The sequence below is a fragment of the Pseudoflavonifractor sp. AF19-9AC genome (assembly GCF_003478995.1).
GTDB lineage: Bacteria > Bacillota > Clostridia > Oscillospirales > Oscillospiraceae > Lawsonibacter.
Genome location: NZ_QUGI01000003.1, coordinates 386,350 through 407,808, shown reverse-complemented (window position 1 = coordinate 407,808; position 21,459 = coordinate 386,350). Strand labels below are relative to the sequence as shown.

Here is a 21,459-nt window from a genome sequence, read left to right as displayed (position 1 = left end):
CCGGCAAGAAGAGGGGGAGATGGAAAAAGCGAAATTAGCACTCTATATTCGAGAGTGCTAGAATTTACAATTTGGACATAAAGTTTGCGAGAATTGTTCATAATCCGGAGCTATACTAAAGCCAAAGTTAAGAAGGGCCCAGGGAACGGCGAGGTGTCGCAGAAACCCGGCCCGAAAGGAGTTTTGAGTTATGTATAGTTTGCTTCCCTTTGGACGTTACACCAATAATAGTTTGAACAGCCTGTTTGATGATTTTGAGCGCAGCTTCTTCCCCGTGGACCGCAGCCAGATGCCCGCCTTCCGTACCGATATCAAGGACGAGGGCGACCACTTCCTGCTGGAGGCCGACCTGCCTGGTTTCCAGAAGGAGGACATTGACCTGCACCTGCAGGATGGCCTGCTGACCATCACCGCCAAGCACGATGAGACCACGGAGAACAAGGACGAGAACGGCAAGTATGTCTGCCGGGAGCGCCGTGTGGGCAGCTTCACCCGTTCCTTCAATGTCTCCGGCATTCAGGAAGACGCCATCAGCGCCAGCTATGAAAACGGCGTGCTGAAGCTGACTCTGCCCAAGCAGGGTGAGCCCGAGCCCCAGAGCCGGAAGATCGCCATCCAGTAAGGGTGGATATGCGGAAAAGGCAGGCCTGCGGGCCTGCCTTTTCTTTAAAAAAATTTGCCTGCCCCCCTTGTCAAATAGGAGGAAATAGGCTATCATAATTTTAGCACTTAGATAATGCGAGTGCTAAAACTTAATACAAAAAATGGAAACCCAAAAAAGGAGGTTTCTTTCATATGAATATGAATCAGTTTACTCAAAAATCCCTCTCTGCCATCCAGGGGGCCAGGGACCTGGCCCAGGAGTACGGGCAGCAGCAGATTGAGCAGCAGCACCTGCTGCTGGCGCTGGTGTCCGACCAGGAGGGCTTTATTCCCCAGCTGCTCACTGCCATGGGAATGACGGTGCCCAGCTTCGAGGCGGCCATCAAGGCGGAAGTGGAAAAGCTGCCCAAGGTGTCCGGCGGCAGCCGGGAGGCGGACAAAATCTATGTGGCCCAGGACGTGGACAAGGCCCTCAAGAGTGCCGAGCAGGCGGCAGAGTCCATGAAGGACGAGTATATCTCGGTGGAGCACATCTTCCTGGGCCTGCTGGACAGCGCCAACCGGGAGCTGAGCCAGCTCTACCGTACCTATAATGTTACCAAGGAGCGGGTCATGCAGGCCCTGGCCTCCGTCCGGGGCAATCAGCGGGTCACCAGCGACAACCCGGAGGAGACCTATGACGCCCTGAAGAAGTACGGCTCCGACCTGGTGGAGCGGGCACGCCAGAACAAGCTGGACCCCGTCATCGGCCGGGACGATGAAATCCGGAACGTCATCCGCATCCTCTCCCGGAAGAGCAAGAATAACCCCGTCCTCATCGGCGAGCCTGGCGTCGGCAAAACCGCCATCGCCGAGGGCCTGGCCCAACGGATTGTAAAGGGCGACGTGCCCAGCTCCCTGAAGGACAAGACCATCTTTGCTCTGGATATGGGCTCCCTCATCGCCGGTGCCAAGTACCGGGGCGAATTTGAGGAGCGGCTGAAGGCTGTTCTGAACGAAGTAAAGAAGTCCGAGGGCAAGATCATCCTGTTCATCGATGAGCTTCACACCATTGTGGGTGCGGGCAAGACCGAGGGTGCCATGGACGCAGGCAACCTCTTAAAGCCCATGCTGGCTCGGGGCGAGCTGCACTGCATCGGTGCCACCACCCTCAACGAGTACCGGCAGTATATTGAAAAGGACGCCGCTCTGGAGCGCCGGTTCCAGCCCGTCATGGTGAACGAGCCCACGGTGGAGGACGCCATCGCCATCCTCCGTGGCCTGAAGGAGCGCTACGAGGTATATCACGGTGTGAAAATCACCGACGGCGCCATCATTGCTGCCGCCACCCTCTCCAACCGCTATATAACCGACCGCTTCCTGCCCGACAAGGCCATCGACCTGGTGGATGAGGCCTGTGCCATGATTCGAACGGAGATGGACTCCATGCCCACCGAGCTGGATGTCATCCAGCGGAAGATCATCCAGCATGAGATTGAGGAGGCTGCCCTGAAGAAGGAGACCGACAAGCTCTCCCAGGAGCATTTGGCGGAAATCCAGAAGGAGCTCTCCGACATGCGGGAGGAATTCAAGGCCAAGAAGGCCCAGTGGGACAACGAGAAGGGCGCCATCGGCAAGGTGCAGAAGCTCCGTGAGGACCTGGAAGCCGCCAATGCCGCCCTGGAGAAGGCCCAGCGGGAGTACGACCTCAACAAGGCTGCTGAGCTCCAGTATGGCCGCATCCCCGAGCTCAAGAAGGCCCTGGAGGCGGAGGAGCAGATTGCCAATGAGAGCCGTCAGCGTTCCCTGCTGCGGGACAAGGTCACCGAGGAGGAGATCGCCCGGATCATCGAGCGCTGGACCGGCATCCCCGTGGCTCGGCTCATGGAGGGCGAGCGGGAGAAGCTGCTGCACCTGGAGGACATTCTCCACAAGCGTGTGGTGGGCCAGGACGAGGCCGTGCGCCTGGTGTCCGAGGCCATCCTGAGAAGCCGCGCCGGCATCGCCGACCCCAACAAGCCCATTGGATCTTTCCTGTTCCTGGGCCCCACCGGTGTCGGTAAGACGGAGCTGGCCAAGACCCTGGCCGAGGCCCTCTTTGACAGCGAGAAGAACCTGGTGCGCATCGACATGACCGAGTACATGGAGAAATTCTCTGTGTCGCGGCTCATCGGTGCCCCTCCGGGATATGTGGGCTATGAGGAGGGCGGCCAGCTCACCGAGGCCGTGCGCCGTCACCCCTACTCCGTCATCCTCTTTGATGAGGTGGAGAAGGCACACCCCGACGTGTTCAACATCCTCCTGCAGGTGCTGGACGACGGCCGGATTACCGACAGCCAGGGCCGCACGGTGGACTTCAAGAATACCATCATCATCCTCACCTCCAACCTGGGCTCCCAGTTCCTGCTGGACGGCATCGATGAAAACGGTGAAATCAGTCAGGAGGCCCGGGACCAGGTGAACGAGCTCTTGAAGCGCTCCTTCCGCCCGGAGTTCCTGAACCGGCTGGATGAGATTGTCTTCTATAAGCCTCTCACGAAGGAGAACGTGACCCACATCATCGACCTGATGGTGGCCGAGCTCAACAAGCGTTTGGAGGACAAGCAGCTCACCGTCACCCTCACCCCTGCGGCCAAGGCGGAGATCATCAACGCGGCCTACGACCCCATCTACGGTGCCCGGCCTCTGCGCCGTTACCTCCAGCACACTGTGGAGACGCTGATCAGCAAGAAGATCATCGCCGACCAGGTGGAGGGCGGTCAGACCATCACCGTGGACTGCCGGGACGGCCAGCTGGTGGTGGACAGTCACGAGGTGCTCACCGGCGAGGTCATCGACCTGTAAGCCAACTGTGCTGCCATAAAAATCAATCCCCCGTGCTCTCTGTCAAAGCAGAGAACACGGGGGATTTTTTATCGATGGAGTGAGGGATTTACTCCACCGGGGAACAGGCCCACAGATTGCGGATCTGAGAGGCCAGGGTATCAAAATCCCACCGCTTTTCGCTGTTGGAGGGGCGGTTGGGGTCGTTGAGGCAGATTTGTCCGTCCTCCATTCCAGTGAGAAGAATGAAGTGGCCGCTGGTGGTGAAGTCGCCTGGACCCATGCTGCATATGACGGGGTGTCCCTTTTCCAGTTCCCGGGTCACGATTCCCTCGTCCAAGGGGAGCTCCTCCGCCTGCAAGCCATAGTGGTGGCAGCCCTCCCGCATGAGATCCCAGCTGGAGCCGGAACCATCTACGTACCAGCCAGCCTCCTGGGCGTACCGGGCCACCACCCAGGGAGTAATGGTGTTGTCTCCCGTCAGGCCGCACACCGCCATGGACAGGACGGTGGGCCCGCAGCCGGTGAGGCCCATCAGGCCATCCCCATAGGTCTGGTAGCCCCAGCGCTCATCCCACTGCAGAAGCAGGGGGAACTCCCCCTTTTGTACCTCGCCTACCGTTTTTGCGGCGGGCTCGTCCTTTTTCTGGGGGTAGTCCAGCACAAAGTCCAGGGCCTCCGGGTTGCGGGCGGCCAGCTCTAAAAGCTTCTGAGGGTATCGGTTGGGATGGTCCAGCAGCGGCTGGGCCTCGGGCTGGCTGTCCGCCAGGGCCTCCAATTCATCGGTCAGGGTCTGGGGAAGCTGAGGCGCGGAATACAATCCTTCGTAGAGCCGGGGCAGGAAGAAGATAGCCAGCCCCAGCAGAACGCCGGCAGCAAACAGCTTGGGCAGAGGGCTTCGGCGTTTCCGCCGCCGCTGGGAGGAGCGGGAGCGCCTGGGGGCATTGGAACGGTTATCGGAATCCGGAGAGGAATACATACAATCACCATCTTAATAAAGCCATAGTGCGGCAGAGCATTTTCTCTGCCGCACTATGAATCATACACCCTGAGAATTAAAAAGGCTCGAAGAAAAGATTAAGAAATTTGAAAGATTGAACGTTAAATGTTCTTGTTCTGGGGAATCTTGGGCAGGGAATCAAAGCCCTTCTGAAGGTCCTCGTCGGTGGGGACATAGTCAGTCATGGAGCCGGAGAGATAGGACTCATAGGCGGTCATGTCGAAGTAGCCGGTTCCGGTGAGACCGAAGAGAATGGTCTTGGCCTCGCCGGTTTCCTTGCACTTCAGGGCCTCGTCGATGGCTCCCTTGATGGCATGGGCGGACTCGGGGGCAGGGAGGATGGTCTCCCGCTTGGCGAAGAGGACCGCGGCCTCAAAGACCTGGGACTGCTTGTAGCTCACCGCCTCCATGTATCCGTCGTGATAGAGCTTGGAGAGGATGGGGCTCATGCCGTGGTAGCGCAGGCCGCCGGCGTGGTTGGCGGAGGGGATGAAGCCGGAGCCCAGGGTGTACATCCGGGCCAGAGGGGTCACCTTGCCGGTGTCGCAGAAGTCGTAGGCGTACTTGCCCCGGGTAAAGGAGGGGCAGGAAGCGGGCTCCACCGCCACAATGCGGGGGTTCTTTACGCCCTGGAGCTTGTCGGCCATGAAGGGGGCAATGAGGCCGCCCAGGTTGGAGCCGCCGCCGGAGCAGCCCACCACTACATCGGGGTACTCGCCCAGCTGCTCCATAGCCAGCTTGCTCTCCAGACCGATGATGGACTGGTGGAGCAGCACCTGGTTGAGGACGCTGCCCAGCACATAGCGTTTCTTGCCGCCGCTCTGGACGGCGGCCTCCACCGCCTCGGAGATGGCGCAGCCCAGGCTGCCGGTGGTGCCCGGATTTTCGGCCAGAATTTTCCGCCCGGCTTCGGTGGTCATGGAGGGGGAGGGAGTGACACTGGCGTTAAAGACTCCCATCACCGCCTTGCGGAAGGGCTTCTGCTCATAGGAGCACTTGACCATGTAAACGTCGCAGGTGAGGCCGAAGTATGAGCAGGCCTCGCTGAGGGCGGTGCCCCACTGGCCGGCACCGGTCTCGGTGGTGACACCGGTGAGCCCCTGCATCTTGGCGTAGTAGGCCTGGGCCACAGCGGAATTGAGCTTGTGGGAGCCGGAGGTGTTATTGCCCTCAAACTTGTAGTAGATGCGGGCGGGGGTGCCCAGAGCCTTCTCCAGCTCATAGGCCCGGATGAGGGGGGAGGGGCGGTACATCTTGTAAACCTCCAGCACCTCCTCGGGAATGTCCACATGGGGGGTGGTGCCGTCCAGCTCCTGCTTTGCCAGCTCCTCGCAGAAGATGGGAGCCAAATCGCTTACCCCCAGGGGCTGAAGGGTGCCGGGGTGGATGAGAGGGTCGGGCTGCTCCGGCATGGCCGAGCGCAGGTTGAACCACTGGCGGGGCATCTGGTCTTCGGTCAAATACAGGCGGTGAGGGATTTTTTTCACAGTGCTCATGGTTCATTTCTCCTTTTCGTCTGGGGAGAAGGCAACAAAAAAGCCCTTCGTCCCCGAAATTTTCATTCTGGGACAAAGGACTGCAATCAGCCTCTGCGGTGCCACCCGGATTGACGTATGAAGATACGCCCGCTCACTTTCACAGGCCAAACAGCCCATGCTCCCCTGATAACGGGCGGAGTCCCCGTCGCGCTACTTGGTTTCCCGTTCGCTTAGCCCTCGAAAGTCCATTCACACCGGCGTCCCCTGCCGCAATTCCACCGCCTGCGGCTCTCTGTAAGGTTCCGACTCGCTGCTACTCCTCTTTCTCATCGGTTTTCTGATTTAATTTGGTGCTATTATAGCGAGATGAAGTTCGGGTGTCAAGCCCCAATTTTTAAGTTTCCTTTTTCAGGATCGGGCGGTTAAGCAGGAGGACGGCACCGAAAATGGCGGCCATGCCCAGCAGCTTGAAAAAAGTGATTTCCTCGTGAAAGAGTAAGATACCCAGCAGAGCGGCCACAAAAGGCTCAATGGTGGCCAGAATGGCGGCCTTACCCGCCTCCACATGCTGTAGGCCTGCGGTGTAGAGCAGATAGGGTAGAATACAGCAGAAAAGGCCGATGCCCAGACCGCCTGCCGCTGCCTTCCAGCTGACCAGCAGATGCAGATGACGGTAAAGCCCGGAGATGGGGACAGAAGCCACCGCGGCGAATAAAAACGTATAGAAGGTTACGGTGGAAGGGGTGTACTTTTCCAGAGCAAATTTTCCGAAAATGGAATAAAGAGCGTAGCCGAATCCGGAACCCAGACCCAGCAGAAGGGTAATCAGGGACACATGCTGCTGTCCCAAAGGAAACAGGCCGGTCACCAGGGCACACCCTGCGAAGGTGAGCAGAAGGACGCTGGCTTTTTGAGCGGTAAACCGTTCCCGAAGGAAGAGGGCGGACAGCAGGGCGACAAAGACGGGGGAGGTGTACAGAAGTACAGCGGCCACCGACATAGAGCTCTGGGAGATAGTAGTAAAATAGCACCAGTTAAAAAATACCAGGGAGCAGACTCCGGTGCCGAAAAAATAGTACCAGTGACGGGGGTGAATGAGCAAAGCCTTCCGGTCTGTGACAGCCAGGAACAGGCCGTACAGAATGGCGGATACGGCGCTGCGCACGGCGACACCTTCCATGGAGGACAGACCGGCGGCGGTGAGCAGCTTCAAAAAAACGCCGATTCCACCCCATAGGGCAGCGGCGAGGACAATGGACCAGGTAGCTTTTGCCTGCATGAGACTTGTCTCCCCCTTGCAGATGCACTATAATAATTTCTGCTGAATCAACCGCGATGCAGTTTGTTTGTGCGGCGGCAGCCGCCCGATTCCATAAAAACGGCTCAGAATGGTTGTTTTTATAAAATTCAGCTGTTGCTGCAATGCGTAGTTCCGTTGGTGCATTGAGTCTCCCAACGGGAAGTGCAAGACCAACTGACTTGGAAAGCCGTTTATCATAGAAGCTCGAACGATGCTATCATACCAGAAAAAGTGGGAGAAATACAAGATGCGCTATACGAATATTTCACCGGGCCGTTTTCTGGCCCGGCCCAACCGGTTTATTGCCCATGTGGAGGTGGAGGGCGGAACGGAGGTGTGCCATGTAAAGAATACCGGCCGCTGCCGGGAGCTGCTGGTGCCCGGGGCGCTGGTGTATCTGGAGGAGAGCACCAACCCCACGCGCAAGACCCGTTTTGATCTGGTGGCCGTGGAAAAAGAGACGGGGAACGGTCCCCTGCTCATCAACATGGATTCTCAGGCCCCCAACAAGGTGTTTGGAGAGTGGGCCTCCGCCGGGGGCTTCCGGCCGGAGCTTACCCTGCTGCGCCCGGAGACCACCTACGGCGCCTCACGCTTTGATTTCTATTGGGAGTCTTCCTCTGCCCGGGGCTTTGTGGAGGTGAAGGGGGTCACCCTGGAGGAGGAGGGCGTGGTCCGCTTCCCCGACGCCCCCACCCTGCGGGGGGTGAAGCATCTGGAAGAACTGGCGGCTGCCAAGGCGGCGGGCTATGAGGCGGCGGTGTGCTTCATCGTCCAGATGGAGGGGATGAAGTATCTGGAGCCCAACGACGCCACCCACCCCCAGTTCGGCGACGCTCTGCGCCGGGCAGCCAAGGCAGGCGTGGAGGTGCTGGCCATGGAGTGCGCCGTCACCCCGGAGGAGCTGCGGGTGGTTCATCCGCTCCCCGTGCGGCTTTGAGGCGGGGCAAGGAATCCTTGCTTGACTTTTTCCACGCAGCGCCCTATGTTGGAGACAGAAAAGGGACCGAGGAGGACAGGCGATGAACGACGTAGCCCGAAATTTGAAGCGCATCCGGGAGCGGAGGGGGATGAGCCAGGAGACCGTGGCTGCCCAGCTGCACACCACCCGGCAGACCATCTCCAACTGGGAACGGGGACAGACCAACCCCTCTATCGACGATTTGATGAAGCTGGCGGAGTTCTTTCAGGTGGGTGTGGACGAGCTCATCTACCCCGACAGTGAGAGCCGTTCCCGCTTCTGGGGCCCCAACCTGGGGGGTGCGGTGTTTGGGGTGCTCATGGGCTCAGTGGTCACCTATCTGGCCCTGCAGGCGCTCTTTGGCCGCTGGGAACCCCTGGAACTGGCGGTGGTAGTGCTGATTCTGGTGATGCTGGGCTGTACCCGGAAAATTGTGCTGGAGATCCGCCGGCGCTGAACGAATGAAAGAAAAAAGGCCCGCCGGGAACGAACTTGGTTCCCGGCGGGTCTTTTTGAGAAACTCCCAATTCCATCATGTGCTGCCGGTGTATCTTCCGTCCAACTCAGTGAATCACGATTGGGAAACTTCAGTTTGGTACCTTGGGCGTTATTCGTGTGGGGGGTGCAGCGACCGGCAACACGAACATGATCCCTCTGATTTGAATGGATTAAAACCCCTCTGTCTGCTCCGGTGAACAGGCAGAGGGGTTTGTCAAAATTTTATTGTTTTCTTACTTCAGAACAGCATCAAAGTGAGTGCAATCTTGTACCTGGTCGTTGTTGACAGAGATCGTAAACAGCCACCCTGCCATTGCACAGTCGCCTTCTTCGGGGTTATAAGTGCATTTGACGTAGACGGAGAGCGTGTCGTTCTCTTTCAAAACAGAATCTATCCCAAATCGAGGCGTGCAGCTGCCTGCCTCCACATAGACCAAAAGCAAGGTGTTTTCAGTAAAGAAATCATCCGTATAATCTGCGGTCACTTCCTCAAAAGAGGGTACTTCGTCCCAAGCTCCGTCCATAGTAAAGGTACCTGAAAATGTTGTTTTGAACTCCTTTAGTTCTTCTAATGTGTCGCACTTGTAGACGGGAATATGTCCAGCCGAACGAAGTTCAAATGTGTCCCTGTTAAGCGCCAATTCTCTGATTTTGGGGTCATCCGACCAGTTTGCCCAAGAAACAGAAGCATCAAAGTCGATTGCTTCTGTTATGTCAGTTTCGCCCATGGACGATTGGGCGCGATTCTGTTGCTGACCATCCTGCATATTGCTTTTGGGTGAATAATCGTTGTGTCCACCGCAGGCCACAAGAGAACATACCGTAGTAAAGGCAAGCAGCAGTGTTAAAAATTTCTTCATCGCATGCACTTCCAATCTGTAATCACATTGGGTGAGCTCTTGAAACTTTTAGCTTTGTTCAACTGGATGTAGAATGATACATAGCGTTCTGGCCGGCAGCACAATGCCGAATTGGGCGTTGAGGAGAGCGTTATCCGTTCACCTGGTTGACGATGCCCACAAAGAGGGGAACGCCCTCGGTGCGGATGACAAAAAGGAAGGGGCGGTCCAGATCCATCACCATAGGCTCGGGATCTTCCAGAGCGGCGGTGGCGTCCATGGTGAGGATGGTGACGGCGGCGGCCTCCACGCCCTCCTCGTCTGCCTTTACCCGGGCCATCTGGGTGGCGCCGGAGAGGTAGGCACCGATGGAGGTGAGGGGAGAGAGGTCGGCAGCATCCGCATCCAGCAGATCGGTGATACCCAGCGCTTCTAAGGCCGGGAGCAGATCCAGCTCGGAATCCACGTCAAATTTGGGGACCGACCACGTGATAGCGCCGCTTTGGGCCCCGGGGTCATTGAAGTCCAGGCTGGACAGAAGGCTTCCGTCCTCCAGCAGGGACTCGGGAGTGACGCCCTGGTCAGGCAGGACAAAGACTACCTCGCCCAGCTGAGTGCTGAGACTGGCCGCCTGCCAGCCCGCTCCGGTGAGCATGGTGCCGTGGTGTTCCTGATGCATGAAGTCCACCTGAGAGGAATTTCCTGCGGCATCGGTGAAGGTGTCGGCCCAGGTCTGGGACTCTGAGAACTCCTCCGCCCAGGGGGCTTTGTAGTAGAGAGAGGAGGCCAGCAGGGCCAGGGTGTACTCCTTGGTCTCCACCACGGGCTCCTCCCCGCCGATGAGACCGTGGGTCTGCTGGCTCACCCAGTCGGTGACCGCCTGGTCGGCCTCAGCAGTGCCCATGGGGACGGCAAAGGCGCCGGCGTAGTAGTTCTGAGCCAGGGCCTCCAGAGTCTCCTCCACGTAGGAGCCCTCCATGCTGCTGTTGAGCCAGATGGAGTTGGCCAGAAGCAGGGAACTGACTCCGTTGTCTGTGTAGAGCCCCTGCCACACCTGAGCCACCTGCTCCTGAAGGGATTCCAGCCCGTCGCTGCCCAGGGCCGTGAGCACCTGCTGACGGCTCTCACCCCCGGAGCACTGGGCCAGCATAGCCAGAGCGGACCACAGAGACAGGGGGGAGTAGACGGTGTTCTCCCCCTCCATGCCGGCGATGGCCAGGGCGGTGCTGCGCCCGGCAAAGTCAGAGAGGGCCTGCACCGTGTCCGGGGCGATTCCGTCACCCCGCAGGGCAGAGAGATCTTCATAATATTCCGAGGAGGCCCGGTCATAGGACTCCCAGTCCTCCCCAAACTCGCTCAAGTCGGGCTGCTGAGGAAAGTCGGGATAGACAGGCTGGTTGAGAGCCAGCTTGGAGACAGAAGGGGGCAGGGAGCTTCCGGAGCCGGAGTGAGCGGGGGAGCCGCAGGCAGTGAGAGAAAGGGCCAGCAAAGCGGCCAGTGCGGCGGTGAGGATTCGTCGTTTCAAGACAATGCACTCCTTTCCAAAACGGACAGATGCCGGTTTGTTCTGTCTCTTTAGACGGATAAAACAGGAAAAAGTTCCCCCAATGCCCGTAAAACACAGAGAGAAAACAGATTAGACGGGTAAAAAAAGCCCCTGCCTTGCAGAACGGGAGGCAGGGAGTCACAGGGGCTTTCGGAAACGGGGGGAGCGGGGAACTTTGTAGCGGCACAGCTGCTCCGGGCAGTGGGCGCATTGGAGCAGCTTGTTGGAACCGTACCAGAACCGCTCCGGGTGGCGGCGGTAGCGCACCTCCCAGAAGATCAGCACCACCACGCCAATCCAGAACAGGCTCTGGGCGTACCAGTGGGGGACGCACATGAGGGGAGCGGCCATCATCCAGGAGCCCCAGGCAAAGATCCGGCAGTTGACGCAGCATCGGTTTTTCATGAGAAAGGTCTGGAAGGGACAGAAGAACAGCACGCAGATGAGGTCGCAGAGGTAGCACAGGGCACACAGCAGAACCAGCACCGGTACAGACAGCACACCGCGGTGATAGAGAATGCCGAAGCACAGGTTGATGGCCAGCCATACCACAGCCACCTTCAAAGCGCCGCGGTCCTGAATTTTTACCGCCTGCCGCAGATCCTCCGGACGGTAATGGTCCACCGGGTCATAGCGGGTGGGATACTGCTTGAGGCATCCGGTGGTCAGCAGGCTGTTGGGGTTGAGCTGAACCACCATGGAGCCGGCCACAGCCAGCCAGAGCAGCAGAAGGGGCAGGACCGGAGCGTTTCCCGTGAAGTCCAGCCAATCCGGCCGAAAGAGAAAGAGAGTGGCCACAAAGAGAAAGACCGCCAGGCGAAAGGAAAAATCCCGCAGATAGTGCCGGGTCACCTTGGACAGCTTGGGGATGGTGGGCATTGCCGTGACGCTCCTTTCTCAGTGGTGTGGCGCTTACATTTCCCGCCGGCCCTCCAGCGCCCGCATGAGGGTGGCGTCATCGGTGTACTCCAGGTGGCTGCCCACGGGGATGCCGTAGGCCAGGCGGGTGACCTTCACCTGGAAGGGCTTCAGCAGCCGGGAGAGGTACATGGCGGTGGCCTCCCCCTCTGTATCCGGGTTGGTGGCCATGATGACCTCGGACACTCCCCCGGCAGCCACACGCTCCAACAGGGACTTGATGTGCAGATCGTCGGGGCTTACATGGTTCATGGGGGAGATGACCCCATGAAGCACGTGATAGAGCCCCTGATACTCCCGGGAGCGCTCCATGGCCACCACATCCTTGGGGTCGGCCACCACGCAGATGAGAGAGGTGTCCCGGCGGGGGCTGGCACAGATGGAGCAGGGGCCGTCCCCCTCCGTAAGGTTCTGGCACACGGGGCAGCAGTGGATGGCACGCTTGGCCTCTACAACGGCCTGGGCAAAGGCCTCCGCCTCTTCCGGAGACAGGGAGAGGACGTGGAAGGCCAGGCGCTGGGCGCTCTTTCGGCCGATGCCGGGCAGCTTGGCAAACTGTTCCACCAGATTTTCAAGGGCGGGGGGAAAGTATTCCATGGGGACTGACCTCCAGGGGATGAGAAATGAGAAATTTAGGAGTTAGGAATTTTGGGATTCCCGTTCCAGAGTAATGATAAATTTGAGTTGGAACCGGGGCTGACGGGAGGTTCCAGCCACCCGCCAGCCCGCCTGAACCATGTCGTTCATGACCTGCTCTGGACTGTCTGCGGTGAGGAACTGGTATTCCTTTATGCCGCGGTTTTGGTCAGCCTCGCAGGGCGGCGATGGCGGCGGCGGGGTCGGGAGTGCCGTACACGGCGGAGCCAGCCACCAGCACGTTGGCACCCGCCTCTATCACCAGCGGGGCGGTCTTGGGGGAGACACCGCCGTCCACCTCCAGCTCGCAGGCGGGGTTATAGCGGTCGATAATGGCCCGGACCTGGCGGATGGTGTCCAGCTGGTTTTCCATAAAGGACTGGCCGCCGAAGCCGGGCTCCACCGTCATCACCAGCACCATGTCCAGCTGCTCAATGTAGGGCAGAATGGCATTGGGAGAGGTGATGGGGCGAAGGGCGACGGCTTTCTTCACGCCGCACTGGCCCATAATGTCCAGCGCCTGGGCAATGTGCTTGGGGTGGTCGGCCTCCAGGTGGACGGAGAGCAGGTCGGCTCCCGCCTTGGCAAAGGCCTCAATGTAGCGAACGGGCTTGTCCACCATCAGGTGGACGTCCAAAAACATGTCCGTGCACTTGCGGATGGACTGGACCACCGGCACGCCCAGGGTGATATTGGGCACAAAGGCGCCGTCCATTACATCCACATGGAGGTATTCCGCGGAGGAGACGCGCTGAATGTCCCGTCCCAGATTTGCAAAGTCAGCGGACAGAATTGAAGGGGCGATTTTTACCATAACTGACAGCCTCACTTTCCATACGACAAAATAACAAAGCGGTTGCATCAGGGGCAGCCCGGACTCCGGGCGCATAGGATACAGGGCGGAGAAGGGGAGCGGACGCTTCCCGGGAGCCTCCGGGAGAACGGATTTGCTCCGGGCCGAGCCCACGGCCCACCCCCGTCCGTTCCATCCCGGCCGGCCCGCCGCTTTTCAGATAGCCGCCCGCCGGAGGAGCCTCACTCCCCGGCGGGCGGCAGAGGAAGAACAAGGTTCCGCTTCCACTTCCGGTTTAGTTGTAGAAATCGGCGGTGTCCGTCTCCACGGCGTGATAGCCCGCCTCACCCAGGGCCTGGAGAATCTGCTCCTTGTGCTCGTGGCCGAAGGCCTCCAGCGTGACCCGAAGCTCCACGCCGGACTGGCGGTTGATGTTAATGAACTGGTTGTGCTCCAGCTTGATGATGTTGCCGTTGTTTTTGGCCAGCACCTCAGCCACCCGCAGCAGTTCGCCGGGCCGGTCAGGCAGCTGCACGGCGAAGGTGAAGATCCGGCCCCGGCGGATAAGGCCGTGCTGGACCAGGGAGGCCATGGTGATGACGTCCATGTTGCCGCCGGAGAGGACGGAGACCACGTTCTTGCCCCGGCAGTCCAGGTGACGCAGGGCGGCCACGGTGAGAAGACCGGCGTTTTCCACCACCATCTTGTGCCGCTCCATCAAATCCAGGAAGGCCTCCACCAGCTCGGTGTCCTCCAGAGCCAGCACCCGGTCCACGTTTTTCTGGACATAGGGGAAGACCAGATCGCCCGGAGTCTTCACCGCCACGCCGTCAGCAATGGTGGTGGCGGTGGGCAGGGTGACCACATGGCCGGCCTCCAGGCTGGCCTTCATGGAGGCGGCCCCCACCGGCTCCACGCCGATGACCTCCACGTTGGGGTTGAGAAGCTTGGCCAGGGTGGATACGCCGGCGGCCAGACCGCCGCCGCCGATGGGGACCAGGATGACGTCCACATCGGGCAGGTCCTGGAAAATCTCATAGGCGATGGTGCCCTGGCCGGTGGCCAGGGTGAGGTCGTTGAAGGGATGGACGTAGGTGAGCCCCTGCTCCTGGGAGAGCTTGGCGGCCAGCTCAGCGGCGTCGTCAAAGACCTCGCCATGGAGCACCACCTTGGCTCCGTAGTCCTTGGTGTTGTTCACCTTCACCAGGGGAGTGGTGGTGGGCATGACGATGGTGGCGGCCACGCCGGCGGCCTGGGCCGCATAGGCCACACCCTGGGCGTGGTTTCCGGCGGAGGCGGTGACCAGACCGCGCTCCTTTTCCTCCGGAGTCAGGGTGCTGATTTTATAGAAAGCGCCTCGAATCTTGTAGGCCCCGGTGACCTGCATGTTCTCCGGCTTGAGGTACACATGGTTTCCGCACAGCCGGGACAGGTAGGGGGAATCAATGAGGTGAGTGGGCCGCAAAACGCCCTGGAGCACATTCCGGGCGTTTTTAAACTGTTCGAGGGTCATGGTTCCGTCTCCTTTATTTCGTTTCGCAAAATACGATTTACCATTAAATATACATAATTATAAGGGATAAGTCAATGTAGGAGAATCAGATTCAATTGGACCAGCCTTCACCCAGTACCCGGTCATAGGTGATCTGCTCCATGGCCTGGGGGAAGAAGGTGTCCTCCTGACTCAGGGGAAGGAGCAGACGGTTATTGTAGAAGGGGACGTTCTGATAGAAGTCGGCCAGCAGCTCCATGTAGGGGGTGCGGGCCATGCCGGTGGAGCGGGCCAGGGAGTTGAGCAGGTTGTAGTCGGAGATCTGGTTTCCGGTGTGCTCCTCCAGCAGTCCGCCCTCCAGCTCCCGGTTGGAGTAGATGATAAAGGGGGTGGAGTAGAGCAGCTGCCGGTCTTCCGTGGTCTGATTCCCGCTGGCGTCCACAAATCCCGTTTCATCGTAAGCGGAGAAGTTGCTGCCCAGGGTAGGCAGATGGTCACCGAAGAAGAGCAGTACAGTGGGCTTTTCCCGGATGTCAATCCAGTCTGCCAGGGAGCCCAGCATCTGGTCCGCATCGTAGAGCCCCTGGGTGTAGGTGGTCAGGGCGGTGAGAGAGGCCTCAGACATGGCGGGGCAGTCCACCTGAATGTGGATGTCCTCCGCGTCCAGGGCATTGAAGGGCTGGTGATTTTCCATGGTAATGGCAAAGAGGAAGACCGGATCCTCCTGGCTGTCTACCAGGGTGCGGATGGCCTGGAAGGTGGTGTCATCGCTGATGTAGCTGCGCTTATAGGTGGGCTCCACCAGCTCGGCCACCTCCTCCTGGCCGTAGAATTCATCAAAGCCCAGCAGGGGATAGGCGGTGTTTCGGGCGTAGAATTTCTTGTCGTAGGGATGGACGGCCAGGGTGGTGTAGCCCGCGTCCTTATAATTGGATACATAGGTGGGGAAGGCGTGATCCACATACCAGTAGGGGGTGGTGACGTCGGGCATGTAGTCGGTGGTCAGTCCGGTGAGCAGGGCGAATTCCGGACGTACGGTGCCGCCTCCCAGAGCGGTGGTATAAATAAGTCCGCTGTAACTGTTGGGGTCGTCCAGCAGCCGGTCATAGTTGTCCAGCGGATTTTCCGAGAAAGAGACTCCGGGCAGAATGCGGGGGTCGAAGAAGCTCTCGCTGAGGACTACCACCACGTCGAAGACCTGGGCGTCAGGATCGGCGGCCACGGCCTGATAGGGCTCCAGAATGGACTGAATGGTGTCCTGACTGTACCCGGCGGGGGGCTGGACCTGCATACTGAGTACGTTGATGGTGAAGGCGCCCACAAAGCCATTGGCGGCATAGTTGGAGCTCTGAAGGGCGGAATCGATGGTGGACATGCCAAAGCGGTTGAGCACCCGCTCAGTCTTGGTGGTGGTGTTCACCGATAAGTAGACGGCCAGAATGATCAGGGCCGCTGTGGACCAGCGCCAGAAGAAGGGGCGGAGCAGGGCGATGCGGAACAGCCAGAACCAGCCCACCCACAGCAGCACCGCCGCGACACCCAGCCAGAACCAGACAGGGGTATCTCCGCTGATGAAGGAGGTCAGCTCCTTGGCCTGAGTGACCATGGCCAGATCCTGGGGATAGAGGTGGTCGCCGTTGAGGGCGGCCTTGGTGTAATTGACGTAGGCGGCAATCAGGGACAACAGTCCGAAGATCAGCCCCGAGATCCAAAGACGGCGGAGAATCAGGGTGAGGACCGCAAACAGAAGAAGCACCACCACCACTTCAAAGAGTGCGGAGCGGGGGTGCCGCTCCCAGAAGGTGAACTGGACGGTCAGGTGGCCGCCGAAGTTCATGTAGTCCATGACAAACAGACAGAACAGGGGGAAGAAGGGGGTGCTCAGCCACCCCAGCCCAATAAGCACCCGCGTCCCGCGGATACGGGCCAGGGGAGAGGAGACCGCTTCGCCTGCGGGAGCGGCAGGCATCAGCAAGTCGGGCATGGAAATCACAACTCCTTTGCAAAGAATGGGCATAAAAAATGCCCTAAATTATGAGACGGCAGCCGATGGCTGCCGGTGGGGAGAAAAAAGGACAATCTTTGACAACAGATATCGCTATTGTAGCGCGATTAAATTCGGATTTCAAGCGGGAATCGGAGAAAATGGGCAACTTGACACCCCTCTTTGGGAAGGATATAATGCATTCATAAGAAAAATACCCAGCGCCCGGCCCGATTTCGCCGCGGCATGGAAGGCTGTGAGCTGTGGAGGTTTGTTATGGCAAAGCATGTAAAGCGCTCGGTACTTCCCATCTATCTCATCGGGGTGACCAGCTTGGTTTATGCCCTGGTTTTCCCCCTTCGCCGTCCGGTCCACTACGCCCTGTGTGCGGCGGTATGTGCCGTGGTATTTGTGGTGGGCAAAGCCATATTCCCGGATAAAGCCTACGCCATGCCTGGGGAGGAGAAGAAAGAGGAACCCAAGAAAAAGGAGGAGGCCCCCAAGAAGGAGACCCCCAAATCCACCGGAAACCCGGAGATTGATGCTCTGCTGAAAGAGCGGGAGCGGGCTTTGAGTGAGATGCGTCGGCTCAACGACAGCATTGAGGACGAGAAGATTTCTGCCCAGATCGACCACCTGGAGGAGGTCACGGGCAAGATCATCGACCAGGTGGTGGCTCAGCCCAAGAAGCTGCCTCAGATCCGCCGCTTCCTGGACTACTACCTGCCCACCACGCTGAAGATTCTCAACGCCTATGACCGGATGGATGCCGCCGGCATCTCCGGCAGCAACATCGACGCCACCAAGGGCAAGGTGGAGACCATGATGGATACCATTGTCCAGGCCTTTGACAAGCAGCTGGACGCCCTCTTTGGGGAGGAGGCACTGGACATCTCCACCGACATTACCGTAATGGAAAACCTGCTGGCCCGGGAGGGCCTGGGCGGGATGCAGATGGGACAGGAACAGAAGAAGGATACGGACGTGAACCTGGAGCTGTAAGGAGGGCTTGCGGTGATGGGATATCGGAACCGGATCAGCCGGGACGAGTGCCTGGCGGCCGCCCTGCTCTGGACGCTGGTACTGGCTATCCAGCTAGGCTTTTTTCTCGCTGCCGGCCGCAGCCTGGACGGGGTGAGCATGAGCTTGGCAGCGGTCCTGGTTTTGCTTCAAGTCCTGTGCTGCGCCCTTCAATGGTACTGCTATCTGGCATATAATTGGAAAAAATCGAACGATAACAACAATTTAGGAGGAAATCCACATGAGCGATGAACTGAATCTGACCCCGGAGCTGACCCTGACCCCGGATACCGCCGCGGCTGCCCAGGCCCCTGCAGCCCCCGAAGCGCCTGCGCTCACCCTGGAACCCCCCGTCGACACGGCTCAGGCCCAGGCGGAGGCCGTTCAGGCCCAGCGGGATGCCAACGCGGTGAAGCTGGATGAGTCCATGCTCAGCGAGGCGGAGCGGAAGATGGTGGACGACTTTGCCCAGAAGATCGACGTCACCGACTCCAACATGGTGCTCCAGTACGGCGCGGCGGCCCAGAAGAACATCGCCGCCTTCTCGGAGAGTGCCCTGAACAACGTAAAGACCAAGGACCTGGGCGAAGTGGGCGAGGCCCTGTCCTCCCTGGTGGTGGAGCTGAAGAACTTCGGCCAGGGCGAGGAGAAGAAGGGCGGTATCTTCGGCTTTTTCCAGAAGAAGAAGGACGAGCTGGAGGCACTGAAAGCCAGCTACTCCAAGGCGGAGACCAACGTAAACAAGATTGTGAAGGTGCTGGAGAACCACCAGATTGTCCTCATGAAGGACATCGCTATGTTCGACCAGATGTATGACCTGAACACCAAGTATTATAAAGAGCTCACCATGTATATCATCGCGGGCAAGAAGCGCCTGGAGTACCTGCGCACCCACGATCTGGAGGAGCTGAAGAAGAAGGCTGCCCAGACCGGTGCCCAGGAGGATGCTCAGGCCTACAACGACTTTGCCAACCTGTGCACCCGCTTTGAGAAGAAGCTCCACGACCTGGAGCTGACCCGGATGATTTCCATCCAGATGGGTCCCCAGACCCGCCTTCTGCAGAACAATGACACCCAGATGCTGGAGAAGATCCAGTCCTCTCTGGTAAACACCATCCCCCTGTGGAAGAGCCAGATGGTGTTGGCCCTGGGTCTGGAGCACGGCCGTCAGGCCACTGCGGCTCAGACTGCTGTGACCAACATGACCAACGACCTGCTGAAGAAGAACGCAGATATGCTGAAGATGGGCACCATCGAGACCGCTCGGGAGGCCGAGCGCAGCGTGGTGGATATCCAGACCCTCCAGCACACCAACGAGCAGCTCATCTCCACTCTGGACGAGGTCATGAAGATCCAGACCGAGGGCGCCCAGAAGCGGAAAGAGGCCGAGGCCGAGCTGGGCCGCATCGAGGGCGAGCTGAAGCAGAAACTGCTGGAGCTGAGAGGATAAAAGCAGCGCAGAGACGGCGGAGTTATTGACCCGTCCGTGCGGCCAATCCGCAGCGTGACAGCGCGAAGCGCGAAGGATCGCCGCGCGGCAGAAATGAGAACCGGAACAAGCACAGCGAAGAAAGGAACCGGCAATGAAATTTTTTCAGAAAACCTGGGTGGCGGTGGTCATCACCCTGGCGATGGTAGCCGGGGCGGTGTTCATCGGCCTGAACCGGGAGGAGACCGTGCCAAACAGTCCTGCGTCGGTGGGATTGGACACCAGTCTGTCTACCAGCTACAGCGAAGGCTTTTTGCTGGACGAGGCGGACGTGCTGACTCAGGAGCAGGAACGCCAGATCAACCTATACAACGCCAACTGGCTGAAGCGCTATGACAGCCTGGTGGCGGTGGCGGTGGTACCCACTGCGTCCGGCAGTCTGGAGGACTACGCCTATGACCGGGCCATGGCCTGGGAGCTGTCGGCGGCAGATGCCGTGCTGGTAATTGAGACGGGCAGCGGCAGCGCCTACTTCCTTCCCGGAGATAACTACCCTCTTACCGACAGCCAGATCAACTCCTACATGAACACTTACCTCTATGAGGGCGTGGCGGACAAGGAGTATGCCTCCGGCATCCTGGAGCTGTTCCGGGAAGTGAATGAGTACTATGTGGACCAGTATGGCCTGGGCTATCTGGGCAATGGAAGCTATGGCTATCAGAGCGGAATCAACGTCTACGGCATCGTTATGCTGTTGGTGATCCTGCTGGTCATTGCCACGGTGGTGGACAATCTCCGCTACGCCTCTTACCGGCAGCGCTATTACGGCGTGGTCAATCCGCCCGTGATGTTCCGGCCCATTCTGTTCTGGCATGGACCGGGCTACGGCTGGTACCGGCGGCGCTGGCGCCGTCCCCCGCCTCCTCCCCCCGGAGGACCCAGGGGACCGGGCGGCTTCGGCGGCTTTGGCGGTCCGGGTGGTGGAAATCACTCCTCCCGCCCCGGCGGCGGGGGCTTCTCCGGCTTCAGCGGACCGGGCCGTGGTGGCAGCTTTGGCGGAAGCCGGGGTGGCGGAGGCTTCTCTGGCGGCAGCCGAGGCGGCGGTTTCAGCCGCGGAGGCGGCTTCGGCGGCAGCCGGGGCGGTGGTGGCTTCGGCGGTGGCCGCGGCGGAGGCTTTGGCCGGCGCTGAGTCATTTAAAACGAGAGCAAAAAGGGCGTCGTCCCCACGTGGGGCGGCGCCCTCTTTTTGTGTCCGTGCCCAACATATCCCGAAGAGGCGGGGCATATACATGGAAGGAACCAACGATTTGGGAGTGTGATATTCCATGAGACAAAGCTCCGCCGACCTCAACCGAATCCGCCTGCATGGCCGGCTTGAGGAGGCTCCTGTGTTTTCCCACGTGAACCATGAGGTGGAATTTTTCCGCTTTCCCCTGTGTGTTGCCCGTCTGTCCGGAGCGGAGGACCGGGTGTATGTGGTGGCCCCCCGGACCCTGTTGGAGCAGTGCTCCGGCCTTGGAGCCGGGGAGGAGGTAACCGTTCTGGGAGAGGTGCGTACCTTCAACAACCGCAGCGGAACAGGCAGCCGCCTGGTGATCAATGTCTTTGCCCGGGTGCTCCAGCGGGAGCCGGGGGAGGACGAAAACCGTCTGGAGCTGTCGGGCACCCTGTGTAAGGAACCGAGCCTGCGGGTGACGCCCTTGGGGCGGACCATCTGCGATATGATTTTGGCGGTGAATCGCCGCTATGGGCGGGCGGACTATCTGCCCTGCATCACCTGGGGCAGTCTGGCACGTCGGTGCGGCGCCATGGAGGTGGGGGACCGGCTCCAGATGTCCGGGCGGCTCCAGAGCCGGGGCTATACGAAGATCGTGGAGGGCAAGCAGGAATTCCGCACAGCCTTTGAGGTGTCCGTGATGTCTTTGGAGAGCGGCGCAGATTGGATGGCGGATAAGCTGTGCGGTACGGCTCCGGACCTGGCAAGAGTAGAATAAACTTTGGCCGAAATTGTAATGGAATAGGAAAAAATAAACCGGAAATTTGAGAAAATCAGAAAAAATCTGTTTTTTGCACGGGGGAACGTTGACATTAAAATTTGTTCCTACTATAATTTACTCCTGCGTGAAAAAGGAGAACGTTGGGAGGAGATTAGGGTGGGAA

20 protein-coding genes are annotated in these 21,459 nt (G+C 59.3%); 10 read left to right on the top strand and 10 right to left on the bottom strand.

Features of this window, described 5'->3' with window-relative positions:
- Window positions 1-190: 190 nt before the first annotated feature.
- Window positions 191-622 (top strand): Hsp20/alpha crystallin family protein, encoded by a 432-nt coding sequence (locus DWX58_RS07550; RefSeq protein WP_118642511.1) that lies wholly within the window; start codon window positions 191-193, stop codon window positions 620-622.
- A 173-nt stretch (window positions 623-795) separates the two neighbouring features.
- Window positions 796-3,426 carry an ATP-dependent chaperone ClpB gene (gene clpB / locus DWX58_RS07545; RefSeq protein ID WP_118642509.1) on the top strand — a complete coding sequence of 877 codons (2,631 nt, stop codon included), beginning with the start codon at window positions 796-798 and terminating at the stop codon, window positions 3,424-3,426.
- 88 nt (window positions 3,427-3,514) lie between these two features.
- On the opposite strand, the gene DWX58_RS07540 is transcribed toward clpB, so the two are convergent.
- The 3 genes from DWX58_RS07540 to DWX58_RS07530 form a co-directional block, all read right to left on the bottom strand.
- Entirely contained in the window at window positions 3,515-4,384 is an 870-nt protein-coding gene (locus tag DWX58_RS07540) for a C39 family peptidase (protein ID WP_118642507.1), read from the bottom strand.
- A 122-nt stretch (window positions 4,385-4,506) separates the two neighbouring features.
- Window positions 4,507-5,892, bottom strand: coding sequence for a TrpB-like pyridoxal phosphate-dependent enzyme (locus DWX58_RS07535; protein WP_118642614.1), 1,386 nt, complete (start codon window positions 5,890-5,892; stop codon window positions 4,507-4,509).
- A 385-nt stretch (window positions 5,893-6,277) separates the two neighbouring features.
- Entirely contained in the window at window positions 6,278-7,162 is an 885-nt protein-coding gene (locus DWX58_RS07530; protein ID WP_118642505.1) for an EamA family transporter, read from the bottom strand.
- A 268-nt stretch (window positions 7,163-7,430) separates the two neighbouring features.
- On the opposite strand from DWX58_RS07530, the gene sfsA reads away from it, so the two are divergent.
- Both sfsA and DWX58_RS07520 read left to right on the top strand, forming a co-directional pair.
- Window positions 7,431-8,123, top strand: coding sequence for a DNA/RNA nuclease SfsA (gene sfsA / locus DWX58_RS07525; RefSeq protein WP_118642503.1), 693 nt, complete (start codon window positions 7,431-7,433; stop codon window positions 8,121-8,123).
- An 82-nt stretch (window positions 8,124-8,205) separates the two neighbouring features.
- On the top strand, window positions 8,206-8,601 hold the full coding sequence (locus DWX58_RS07520; RefSeq protein WP_118642501.1) for a helix-turn-helix transcriptional regulator: 396 nt from the start codon (window positions 8,206-8,208) through the stop codon (window positions 8,599-8,601).
- A 274-nt stretch (window positions 8,602-8,875) separates the two neighbouring features.
- Here the strand turns inward: DWX58_RS07520 and DWX58_RS07515 are convergent, their stop codons facing one another.
- The 7 genes from DWX58_RS07515 to DWX58_RS07485 all read right to left on the bottom strand — a co-directional run bounded on the left by DWX58_RS07515 (window position 8,876) and on the right by DWX58_RS07485 (window position 16,850).
- The gene (locus DWX58_RS07515) at window positions 8,876-9,502 is read right to left on the bottom strand and encodes a hypothetical protein (protein WP_118642499.1); all 627 of its coding nucleotides are present in this window, start codon (window positions 9,500-9,502) and stop codon (window positions 8,876-8,878) included.
- Window positions 9,503-9,632: 130 nt separating this feature from the next.
- Entirely contained in the window at window positions 9,633-11,006 is a 1,374-nt protein-coding gene (locus DWX58_RS07510; protein WP_118642497.1) for a serpin family protein, read from the bottom strand.
- 159 nt (window positions 11,007-11,165) lie between these two features.
- On the bottom strand, window positions 11,166-11,906 hold the full coding sequence (locus DWX58_RS07505; RefSeq protein ID WP_118642495.1) for a hypothetical protein: 741 nt from the start codon (window positions 11,904-11,906) through the stop codon (window positions 11,166-11,168).
- A 33-nt stretch (window positions 11,907-11,939) separates the two neighbouring features.
- On the bottom strand, window positions 11,940-12,542 hold the full coding sequence (gene recR, locus DWX58_RS07500) for a recombination mediator RecR (RefSeq protein WP_118642493.1): 603 nt from the start codon (window positions 12,540-12,542) through the stop codon (window positions 11,940-11,942).
- A gap of 208 nt (window positions 12,543-12,750) precedes the next feature.
- Window positions 12,751-13,395 carry a ribulose-phosphate 3-epimerase gene (gene rpe / locus DWX58_RS07495; RefSeq protein WP_118642491.1) on the bottom strand — a complete coding sequence of 215 codons (645 nt, stop codon included), beginning with the start codon at window positions 13,393-13,395 and terminating at the stop codon, window positions 12,751-12,753.
- 274 nt (window positions 13,396-13,669) lie between these two features.
- The gene (gene ilvA, locus DWX58_RS07490; RefSeq protein WP_118642489.1) at window positions 13,670-14,887 is read right to left on the bottom strand and encodes a threonine ammonia-lyase; all 1,218 of its coding nucleotides are present in this window, start codon (window positions 14,885-14,887) and stop codon (window positions 13,670-13,672) included.
- A gap of 91 nt (window positions 14,888-14,978) precedes the next feature.
- Window positions 14,979-16,850: an LTA synthase family protein gene (locus tag DWX58_RS07485; RefSeq protein WP_158579231.1), complete on the bottom strand. Its 1,872-nt coding sequence runs from the start codon at window positions 16,848-16,850 to the stop codon at window positions 14,979-14,981.
- Here DWX58_RS07485 and DWX58_RS15370 point away from each other — a divergent pair.
- The 6 genes from DWX58_RS15370 to DWX58_RS07460 all read left to right on the top strand — a co-directional run bounded on the left by DWX58_RS15370 (window position 16,849) and on the right by DWX58_RS07460 (window position 21,293).
- The gene (locus DWX58_RS15370) at window positions 16,849-17,142 is read left to right on the top strand and encodes a hypothetical protein (protein ID WP_199648723.1); all 294 of its coding nucleotides are present in this window, start codon (window positions 16,849-16,851) and stop codon (window positions 17,140-17,142) included. The two genes, DWX58_RS07485 and DWX58_RS15370, sit on opposite strands and share 2 nt — an antisense overlap.
- Window positions 17,127-17,852 (top strand): 5-bromo-4-chloroindolyl phosphate hydrolysis family protein, encoded by a 726-nt coding sequence (locus DWX58_RS07480; protein WP_118642485.1) that lies wholly within the window; start codon window positions 17,127-17,129, stop codon window positions 17,850-17,852. The genes DWX58_RS15370 and DWX58_RS07480 overlap by 16 nt, the downstream gene beginning before the upstream one ends.
- Window positions 17,853-17,867: 15 nt before the next feature.
- The gene (locus DWX58_RS07475) at window positions 17,868-18,122 is read left to right on the top strand and encodes a hypothetical protein (RefSeq protein ID WP_118642483.1); all 255 of its coding nucleotides are present in this window, start codon (window positions 17,868-17,870) and stop codon (window positions 18,120-18,122) included.
- On the top strand, window positions 18,112-19,320 hold the full coding sequence (locus tag DWX58_RS07470; RefSeq protein WP_118642481.1) for a toxic anion resistance protein: 1,209 nt from the start codon (window positions 18,112-18,114) through the stop codon (window positions 19,318-19,320). The genes DWX58_RS07475 and DWX58_RS07470 overlap by 11 nt, the downstream gene beginning before the upstream one ends.
- A gap of 133 nt (window positions 19,321-19,453) precedes the next feature.
- Complete coding sequence (locus DWX58_RS07465; RefSeq protein WP_118642479.1) at window positions 19,454-20,488, top strand: TPM domain-containing protein; 1,035 nt, start codon at window positions 19,454-19,456, stop codon at window positions 20,486-20,488.
- Window positions 20,489-20,624: 136 nt separating this feature from the next.
- Window positions 20,625-21,293 (top strand): single-stranded DNA-binding protein, encoded by a 669-nt coding sequence (locus tag DWX58_RS07460; protein ID WP_118642477.1) that lies wholly within the window; start codon window positions 20,625-20,627, stop codon window positions 21,291-21,293.
- Window positions 21,294-21,459: the final 166 nt, after the last annotated feature.